Origin of the sequence: Sphingobium limneticum (assembly GCF_008710165.1) — a bacterium.
GTDB lineage: Bacteria > Pseudomonadota > Alphaproteobacteria > Sphingomonadales > Sphingomonadaceae > Sphingobium > Sphingobium limneticum.
Window position 1 is genome coordinate 203,053 of the sequence record NZ_VYQA01000009.1, and the last position, 8,587, is coordinate 211,639.

The window sequence follows — 8,587 nt, forward strand, 5'->3', positions numbered from 1 at the left end:
TATGACCATCACCACCATCCCGCCTCGCCCTGCCCTGCTCGACCGACCCGAACAGGATATGCTGATCGGCGGTCAGCGCGTGCCGGCCTTGTCGGGCAAGCGGTTCGAAACTCGCAACCCCGCTACCGGCGAATTGCTCGCGCTGGTGGCGCAGGGCGGCGCGGAAGATGTCGATCGCGCGGTCAAGGCCGCTCGCGCTGCGCTCACTGGTCCATGGAGCCGCATGAAGGGCGCGGAACGGCAACGCATCATGCTGCGCCTCGCCGATCTGGTGGAGGCCCATTATGAAGAACTGGCGATGCTCGACACGCTGGACCTGGGCGCGCCCTATGGCCGCACCATTCTTGGCAAGGCGCGCGCGGGGAGCCTGCTACGCTATTATGCGGGTCAGGCGACGCTGATCGCCGGCGAAACGCTGGATAACAGCGCGCCCGGCGATGTCCTGTCCCATACGCTGAAGGAACCGATCGGCGTCGTCGCGGCGATCAACCCGTGGAACGGTCCGATCGGCATGTCCGTGTGGAAGGCCGGCCCGGTCCTAGCCAGCGGATGCACCCTCGTCATGAAGCCGGCCGAACAGACCCCGCTGTCCGCCCTGCGCTTTGGCGAATTGTGCCTGGAGGCCGGCGTGCCCGAGGGCGTCATCAACATCCTGACCGGCATGGGCGACGCCGGTGCGGCGCTCTCCAGCCATCCCGGCGTGGACAAGATCGCCTTCACCGGATCAACGGGCGTGGGCGAAAAGATCCTGCACGCCGCCGCCGCCTCCATGAAGCGGGTCACGGTCGAGCTGGGCGGCAAGTCCCCCAATATCGTCTTTGCCGACGCGGATCTGGACAAGGCGGTGCCCGCCGCTGCCATGGCCGTCTTCGCCAATTCAGGCCAGATCTGTTCGGCCGGCACTCGCCTCTTCGTCCAGTCCTCGATCCGGGCCGAGTTCATGGAACGGCTCGCCGCCTTCACGAAAACGATCAAGGTCGGCGATCCGCTGAACCCGGAAACCCAGATCGGCCCGGTCGTCTCCGCGCTTCAGATGGACAAGATATTGGGCTTCATGGACAGCGCCGTGGCGGAAGGCGCCAGTGCGCTGGCCGGCGGCGGCCGCCTGTCGGGCACCGGCTATGACGACGGCTATTTCCTGGCGCCCACCATCTTCGACAATGTCACCGACGACATGACGATCGCGCGGGAGGAGATTTTCGGCCCGGTCCTGTCCGCCTTCTCTTTCGAGACGATCGAGGAAGTGCTGGAGCGCGCGAACGCCACCCGCTTTGGCCTGGGCAGCGGCGTGTGGACCCGCGATCTCGCCACTGCGCACCGCATGGCGCGGGGGATCAGAGCCGGATCGGTCTGGGTCAATTGCTACCAGATGCTCGACCCCGGCGTCCCCTTCGGCGGCTATGGCATGAGCGGTTTCGGCCGGGAGTCCGGACCGCACCATATCGAGGACTATCTGGAAACCAAGGCGGTGTGGATCAAGCTGGACTGAAGAAGAGCGGGCGCATTTTTGAAACGGCGGCGGTGGAGTTGCTCCGGCCCGCGCCGTTTCAAATCTGGGCGCCCCTTTTTGGGAAGGGTAAAATCCTTATTCGGCCATTCCCGATTTCGTCTCCATTGCAAACTCCAGCGCGATGGCAGCGTCGAGTATGTTGAGTGCCCCCACTCTTGACGCCACTTTCTCAGCCAGAGCCGCTTCGACCGCCCAGGCCTTGGCCGCCGCCAGCGCGATTTTCCGGCGGTTTTCCAAAGGTTCGCTCAGGGCCTTTCCCCTGTGCAGGGCTTCCTGCTCGCGACAATGCGCCACTGAAATTCTCATGTGCCTTGCTCCTTCCCTACCGCTTCATATGTTCCAGTCCCGGCACGACGCCGCCCTTTTCCGATGGCTTGGATGCGTTGCTCTTGGGCTTTTCCGCCTTGGGCTTGCGAATTTCGCGGTTCGATTTTTTCTGTGACTTGGCCATGCTATTGTCCTTTCAGGACCGGATGAGGGGAAGGCGAAGGGCAGATCTTCAGGCAGCCACGACTTCCCGCACGGCAGTATGAAGCGGGATCGGCGGCACATATGCTTTCGCCCGATAGATATTCGCTGCGGGGGATCGCAGATGATTTTCCAGCAAAGTCAGAATGTCCGGATCTTCCTCGGCATCGAATTTACGCGCGAAAAGATCGTCGCTGCGTTGCAGCTGATCCAGATCGGCCCCTTCATAATTGCGCGGGCGCAACTTGATGTCGCCATCGGGCACCCAGTCGATCATGCGCAAATCGTCGTTCATGACGCTGCTCTGATCGCAACTGTTCATCATGACCGTCTGGAAAAAGGCTTCGTCGGCGATAAAGCTGTTACGATAGAATGCCTTGAACCGATCGGCCTGCGGATCATGACAGACAAATTCGCAAAAGCTGCGGGTCACGGCTTTCCATTGCGTGCCGATAAACGGCGTATCGCCCGGCAGATAGGGCCGCGCCACACCCGTCGCCGTCATCACGCCATCCTCCTCCGTGAAGATATGGCTGATCCTGTTCAGCGTGTCGGGGCGTTCCTTGCGCTGGTCCAGCGCGCGAATAAATTGCTTGCCGGGATGGGCGGCAAAAAACTGGCGGATGTAATTCTGACTCTTGAGCGGAAAATCCTGCCCGGACAGATTGATATAATGGGTCCAGGACGCATCCATGGAAAGAAGCCGGGCCATGCCGCGCAGTTCGGCGTCGACCAGGCTATATCCACCCCATAGCGCGTTTTTCGGTTCCAGAAGTTCCACCCCCTGGAACGGTTCCAGAAAAGTCGCGATGTCCTTTTCCAGATCTTCGCCCGAACTTTTGTCCACATGGACGACATATTGATTGCCAGGAAGGTAGATCGCCTTGAACAAGCGCTTAAACTGTTCTGGGTAACGATGGACGAGAAGAAAATATGCGATCATTGGGCACGCCTCATCGACTGCGCCATTCGCCGGCTGCCATATGCCCGGAAATGACGACAACTGCCTCCTGCCTCAGGAAAGCCAATCAAATGAATTTCTGATCGTGAAGAGGCAACGCCAGACAGAATTGCGTTTTTTTAAAAGCAAAGGCGCTTCATATATATGGCGACGCCGCATCGAAATTACAAGAATATCGCCCGCGTAGATATTATCATTTCGCTAGTCCGGCTTGAGAAGGATATTTGCAGGTTAATACCGGTATATCAGGGGTTACGAAATATTTTCTGATATTTTTCCATCTGTCATTTTTGAAATATTTATCGAATTGCCAAGACGCGCAAACCGTCACAGCCCTAGACCCATCCTTCACCGCGCAACCCAACGACTGCCGCTTCTTCCACGCGCCGCGTGGCCGCGTCCTTCACAAGGTCCAGAAATCGCCGCTGGATCGCGGTCGGGCGCCAGCTACGGCGCGTGGTGATGCCCACCAGGCGGCGGCTGGTTTCCAGCGGCGGGCCGATTTGGGTCAGCAATCCGCTGCGGATCTGCAACGCCACCTGATCGGGCGACAGCAAGGTCAGGAAATGCCCCTCGGTCAACAGCCGACCAATGATCATCACCGATCCGCACTCGATCGGCGTCGCCGGCTGCGGCTGGTCGGCGAAGAGTTGCTGCCATTGTTCGCGCAGCGGCGAATTGGCCGGCGCGACGATCCAGGGATAGGCCGCCAGTTGCGCCATGGTCGGCGTTGCAACCTGCGCCAGTGGATGGCCGCTACCCGCCGCAATCACCAGCCGGTCCTCCACCAGCGGCATCTGGTAAAGATCGGCAATCTCATAGGGGCGGAGCGCTCCGACGATCATGTCGATCACCCCGTCGCGCAGCGGCTCGACCAGTTCGCGCCAACTGCCCTCCAGCACCTTGAACGCCGCGCGCGGCTCCTCCCGCGTCAACCGGCCCATGGCAGCCGGTACCAGATAGGGCCGTGACAGCGGCAGCGCGCCGAAGGCGATCAACTCACTGCCGCTGCCGCTATCCAGACCCAGATCGGCGATCGCCGCCGATATTTCCGCCACCGCCAGCCGCGTACCGCGCGCCAGCCGCTTGCCCGCCGGGTTCAGCCACACCACCCGCCCGCGCCGCTCGACCAGCTTGCCGCCGATCATCTGCTCCAGATCGCCGACCGCGCGATGCACCGCCGTCTGCGACAGGCCGGTGCCCTGCGCAGCAGACGCGAAGCTGCCTGCCTCCGCCAGCGCCAGAAAGGCACGCAATTGCGTCATCGTCATCAACCGCTCGGGATGCAGGAAAACCGCAGACAGGCCCTTGGCCCCGACCGACAGATGCTCCAGCGCCGCCTGCGCGCGATCGATCACGATTTCGCCCATCGGCGTTGCAATCATGCCGCCCGACCGCCGCTCGAACAACGTATATCCGAACTGTCGCTCCAACTTCGCCAGACCCTGCGTCAGTGCAGGTTGCGACAGGCTGACCGCATCGGCGGCGGCCGTGATGCCGCCATGCTCCCGGATCGCGAGGAGCGCGCGCAGGTGCCGCAGGTTGAGATCGAACGGGTCGGTAGACATGGTGGCTGCATCCTAATCCCTCCCACCGGGAACGCCAGCCGGATCGAAATTTTAAATGGACTGACCATTTATCAAATGGTAGGACCATTATAGACAATAAAGCAATTCAGTTGTCCAACTCGTTGTCTCATTCATGAAGGAGGGGAAGCCCCGTGGATTTCGAACTGCCAGACGATATCAAGGAATTTTGCGACGTGACGCGCACCATCGTGCGCGACCTGTTGCCCCATGAAGTCGCATTTCAGGAAACAGGCGTCATCCCGCCGATCGTGCGCCAGACGCTCGTCGATAACGGCTATTTCGGCATGGCCCTGCCCGAAGCCTATGGCGGGCTTGGCCTCGGCGCCCTGGCACAGGCGGCGGTACAGATCGAACTCGCCCGCCTTCCGCCCCAATTCTGGACCGAACTGCGTCCGCTGATGGGACCGGGCGCGAAGAACATCATCTATCATGCCAGTGAGGAACAGCGCGCAGCCCTCCTCCCCGGCATGGCCACGGGCGAAATTCCGATCGCCTTTGCGCTGACCGAACCCAATAGCGGTTCCGATCCGGGTTCGATGCGCACCACCGCTGTCCGCAACGCCGACGGCTGGCGCATCAATGGCAGCAAGACCTTCATTTCCAACGGGAAGAAGGCCAAATATGTCATCGTCTACGCCTATACGGACAAGGCAGCGGGCGCCCGCAACGGCATCTCCGCTTTCCTGATGCCGGCCGACACCCCCGGCTTCTCCGTCACCGGGACGATCGAACTGATGGGCACCGCCTCGCCCGGCGTCTATGAACTTAGCTTCGACGAATGCCAGGTTCCGGCCGACGCGCTGCTGGGCGAAGAGGGCCAGGGTTTCCGTTACGCGCTCGAAGGCCTCAATGAAGGCCGGATCAATGTCGGCGCCACGGCGGTCGGCATGGGCGAATATGCGCTGGAACTGGCGATCGAGGAAGCGAAGGTGCGCCCGGCCTTTGGCGGCGTCATCTCCGAATTTCAGGCGATCCGCCACTATCTCGCCAATATGGCGACCGACATGCGCGCCGCCCGGCTGATGCTGCTCGACGCCGCCTGGCGCTATGATCAGGGTGACAAGAGCCGCGAACGCGCGTCCATGGCCAAGCTGTTCGCGACCGAAGCGGGCAGCCGCACAGTCGATACCGCCGTCCAGATTTTCGGCGGCAACGGCTATTGTCGCGGCTTTGCGGTGGAGCGCCTCTATCGCGACATCCGCATCACCCGGATCTACGAAGGCTCCTCGGAAATCCAGCGCAACACCATCGCACGCGAATTGCTGCGCTAAACGTTTCGGGAGGGGAAGCCATTCCCCTCCCACAATCGTCAGATCAATTGCCCGGCCGTCCGCAAGTCCGCGACCGCCTCCTCGGACAATCCCAGCTCTTCCCGCAGCAACGATGCGCCATGTTCGCCCAGCTGCGCCACCAGATCGCGCGGCTGCGCCCGCGACCCGCTCATGCGGAACGGTGGATTGGGCACGGCAAAAGGACCGGCGCCGTCATGGATCGTCGTCCAAGCCTCCCGTGCGGCGAGTTGCGGATCGTCCAGCACCGCCGCCATGTCCCGATAACATGCACATGGCACGCCATGCCGTGACAGGATCGCCTCCGCCTCGGCCGATGTCCGCTCGATCGTCCATTGCTCGGTCAGGCCCAGCAGCGTCGCCCAATTGGCATTGCGATCGGCGTTGGTGCGAAAACGCGGATCATCGCGCCATTCCGGATGCCCCACCGCATCGCTCAACTGCTCGAAATTGCGGGGGCTGGTCGGCGCCACCATGATGAAGCCGTCGCTCGTGCGCAGGGGCGAGTAGAGCGGCCGCCGCGCGCCACCAGGAAATTGCGCTTCCTGCGCCTCGAACACCAGCATGCCGACCATCGCCTCCAGCATCGACAGGTCGATATGCTGCCCCTGACCGGTCTTTTCCCGCTGATAGAGCGCCGCCTGGATCGCGCCGAAGGCATGGGTACCGCCCAGCACATCGGCAACGAAAACGCCACCGGTAGCCGGGCGATCGGCACCATCCTGATAATGGAGATTCACCATGTCGAAACCGCTGGCCGCGTGGATCACCGGCGCATAGGCGGGATGATGCGCCTTCGGCCCCTCCTGCCCATAGCCGGAGATCGAACAATAGATGAGGCGCGGATTGATCGCCGAGAGGGTCGCATAATCCAGCCCGAAACGCTGCATCACGCCAGGTCGGAAATTTTCCACAACCACGTCGAACCGCTCGACCAGATCCAGGATGAGCGCGCGAATGTCCGGAGATTTGAGGTTGCAGGCGATCGAGCGCTTGCCCGCGTTCAGATGACCGAAATAGGCGCTATGCCCATCGCGCACCGGCGGTCGCGCCCGTACCTGATCGCCTTCCAGCGATTCGATCTTCACCACGTCCGCGCCCAGATCGGACAGCATCCGCGTCGCGAACGGGCCTGCCATCACGCTGGTAAAATCCAGCACGCGCACGTCGGCCAGCGCATCGCCCCTGGTCGCTGCCTGTTGTTCAGCCATGCCTCATCCCCGATAGAACCAAAATGTTGAATGGTCCTACCTATTGCATGATAGAAATGAGCGGTCAATCTAGGCGGGGGCCTTGCCCCGCGCCTTCGCTGCCTTGGCCGGGATGTTTTGCGCCTTGAGCGTCTTGCGGACATGGCGATGCACCCGTTCCAGATGCTTGCGCATCTCCGCTGCGGCGGCATCGGCATCGCGCGCCCGCAAATGGCGGACCAGCTTGAAACGGGATTCGATCAACGTCTCCTGCAACGTCTCATAATCCGGCCCCTGCACGAATTCATGCAGGATGGCGGACAGCGAATCCACGAAGATGCCGAACATGCGATTCTTCGTCGCGCGCGCCAGTACGCGATAATAGGCCGCCGCACATTCGTAGCGCGCCTCTACATCGCTTTCCTGCCGCGTCCGCTCGGCAATCGCCTCCAGTTCGGCCAGATCGGCGTCGCTCGCCCGCTCGCAGGCCAGCCGGACGATGATATCCTGCGTCGCCAAACGCGCCTCGGTCAGTTCGTCCAGCGATATATTGCCCAGATGCACATAGTCCTGCATCGCCTGCACGATCCGGTCGGGTTCGGCCGACTGGATGAAAGACCCGCCCTTCACGCCCTTGACGTTACGGATGATCCCCGCGACCTCCAGACTGCGCAACGCTTCCCGCAGGGCGCTGCGGCTCACCTGAAACTCCGCCGCCAATTCGCGCTCCGCCGGCAGTTTGTCGCCGGTCTTCAACGTGCCCGCCGCCAATTGCGCGCGGATCTGCTCGCATATGACCTCGAAGGCACGTTGCGTCCTGATCGGCGCGAAGTTGGGGATGGCGGACGGCGTTTTCATGTCGGGCGAACCTATAAAGCGAAAATGCACGCTAACCTGCTGCATCGCATCGGGCAATGGTTCGACCAGCATGCTTGACACAGGCACATAAAATTATAATGGTCTGACCATTAAAGGAGGATGTTGAGATGAAGATCCTTGTGCCCGTGAAGCGGGTTATCGATTATAATGTGAAGCCGCGTGTGAAGGCGGACGGTACGGGCGTCGATCTGGCGAACGTGAAGATGAGCATGAACCCGTTCGACGAGATCGCGGTCGAGGAAGCCATCCGCCTGAAGGAAAAGGGCGTGGCGACCGAGGTCGTGGCGGTGTCGATCGGCGTCGCCAAGGCGCAGGATACGCTGCGCACGGCGCTCGCCATGGGCGCCGACCGGGCGATCCTGATCCAGACGGATGACGAGGTCGAACCGCTGGGCGTGGCCAAGCTGCTCGCCAAGGTGCAGGAAGAGGAGGCCGCTGGCCTCATCATCCTGGGCAAGCAGGCGATCGACGACGACAGCAACCAGACCGGCCAGATGCTCGCCGCGCTGCTGAACCTGCCGCAGGGTACGTTCGCCAGCAAGGTCGAGGTTGCCGATGGCAGCGTCAACGTGACCCGCGAAGTCGATGGCGGACTGGAAACGGTGAAGCTGAACACCCCGGCGATCATCACCACCGACCTGCGCTTGAACGAACCGCGCTATGCGTCGCTGCCCAACATCATGAAGGCCAAGGCCAAGCCT

General features: G+C 61.8%; 9 protein-coding genes. 3 read left to right on the forward strand and 6 right to left on the reverse strand.

Annotated elements, in window-relative coordinates:
• Position 1: 1 nt before the first annotated feature.
• On the forward strand, positions 2–1,489 hold the full coding sequence (locus F4U95_RS13865) for an aldehyde dehydrogenase family protein (RefSeq protein WP_150426075.1): 1,488 nt from the start codon (positions 2–4) through the stop codon (positions 1,487–1,489).
• Positions 1,490–1,585: 96 nt separating this feature from the next.
• Here F4U95_RS13865 and F4U95_RS13870 read toward each other — a convergent pair whose 3' ends face one another.
• From F4U95_RS13870 to F4U95_RS13880, 4 genes are all read right to left on the reverse strand, one after another.
• A complete protein-coding gene (locus F4U95_RS13870; RefSeq protein WP_150426076.1) occupies positions 1,586–1,816 on the reverse strand; it encodes a hypothetical protein in 231 nt (76 codons plus the stop codon).
• A 16-nt stretch (positions 1,817–1,832) separates the two neighbouring features.
• Positions 1,833–1,961 carry a hypothetical protein gene (locus F4U95_RS25375; RefSeq protein ID WP_269462532.1) on the reverse strand — a complete coding sequence of 43 codons (129 nt, stop codon included), beginning with the start codon at positions 1,959–1,961 and terminating at the stop codon, positions 1,833–1,835.
• A gap of 48 nt (positions 1,962–2,009) precedes the next feature.
• Complete coding sequence (locus F4U95_RS13875) at positions 2,010–2,921, reverse strand: beta-1,6-N-acetylglucosaminyltransferase (RefSeq protein WP_150426077.1); 912 nt, start codon at positions 2,919–2,921, stop codon at positions 2,010–2,012.
• 353 nt (positions 2,922–3,274) lie between these two features.
• Positions 3,275–4,507 carry a LysR family transcriptional regulator gene (locus F4U95_RS13880; RefSeq protein ID WP_120250174.1) on the reverse strand — a complete coding sequence of 411 codons (1,233 nt, stop codon included), beginning with the start codon at positions 4,505–4,507 and terminating at the stop codon, positions 3,275–3,277.
• Between the two features lie 152 nt (positions 4,508–4,659).
• Between F4U95_RS13880 and F4U95_RS13885 the strand changes: the two genes are divergently transcribed.
• A complete protein-coding gene (locus F4U95_RS13885; RefSeq protein WP_150426078.1) occupies positions 4,660–5,799 on the forward strand; it encodes an acyl-CoA dehydrogenase family protein in 1,140 nt (379 codons plus the stop codon).
• A gap of 38 nt (positions 5,800–5,837) precedes the next feature.
• On the opposite strand, the gene F4U95_RS13890 is transcribed toward F4U95_RS13885, so the two are convergent.
• Positions 5,838–7,028: a CaiB/BaiF CoA transferase family protein gene (locus F4U95_RS13890; protein WP_150426079.1), complete on the reverse strand. Its 1,191-nt coding sequence runs from the start codon at positions 7,026–7,028 to the stop codon at positions 5,838–5,840.
• A 69-nt stretch (positions 7,029–7,097) separates the two neighbouring features.
• A complete protein-coding gene (locus tag F4U95_RS13895; protein ID WP_150426094.1) occupies positions 7,098–7,865 on the reverse strand; it encodes a FadR/GntR family transcriptional regulator in 768 nt (255 codons plus the stop codon).
• A gap of 128 nt (positions 7,866–7,993) precedes the next feature.
• On the opposite strand from F4U95_RS13895, the gene F4U95_RS13900 reads away from it, so the two are divergent.
• Positions 7,994–8,587 (forward strand): electron transfer flavoprotein subunit beta/FixA family protein (locus tag F4U95_RS13900; protein WP_150426080.1); only part of this gene is annotated, 594 nt, incomplete at its 3' end.

Coding starts and splice junctions, on each gene's coding strand:
- F4U95_RS13865 (WP_150426075.1), top strand. CDS start 2: ATGACCATCACCACCATCCCGCCTCGCCCTGCCCTGCTCGACCGACCC.
- F4U95_RS13870 (WP_150426076.1), bottom strand. CDS start 1,816: ATGAGAATTTCAGTGGCGCATTGTCGCGAGCAGGAAGCCCTGCACAGG.
- F4U95_RS25375 (WP_269462532.1), bottom strand. CDS start 1,961: ATGGCCAAGTCACAGAAAAAATCGAACCGCGAAATTCGCAAGCCCAAG.
- F4U95_RS13875 (WP_150426077.1), bottom strand. CDS start 2,921: ATGATCGCATATTTTCTTCTCGTCCATCGTTACCCAGAACAGTTTAAG.
- F4U95_RS13880 (WP_120250174.1), bottom strand. CDS start 4,507: ATGTCTACCGACCCGTTCGATCTCAACCTGCGGCACCTGCGCGCGCTC.
- F4U95_RS13890 (WP_150426079.1), bottom strand. CDS start 7,028: ATGGCTGAACAACAGGCAGCGACCAGGGGCGATGCGCTGGCCGACGTG.
- F4U95_RS13895 (WP_150426094.1), bottom strand. CDS start 7,865: ATGAAAACGCCGTCCGCCATCCCCAACTTCGCGCCGATCAGGACGCAA.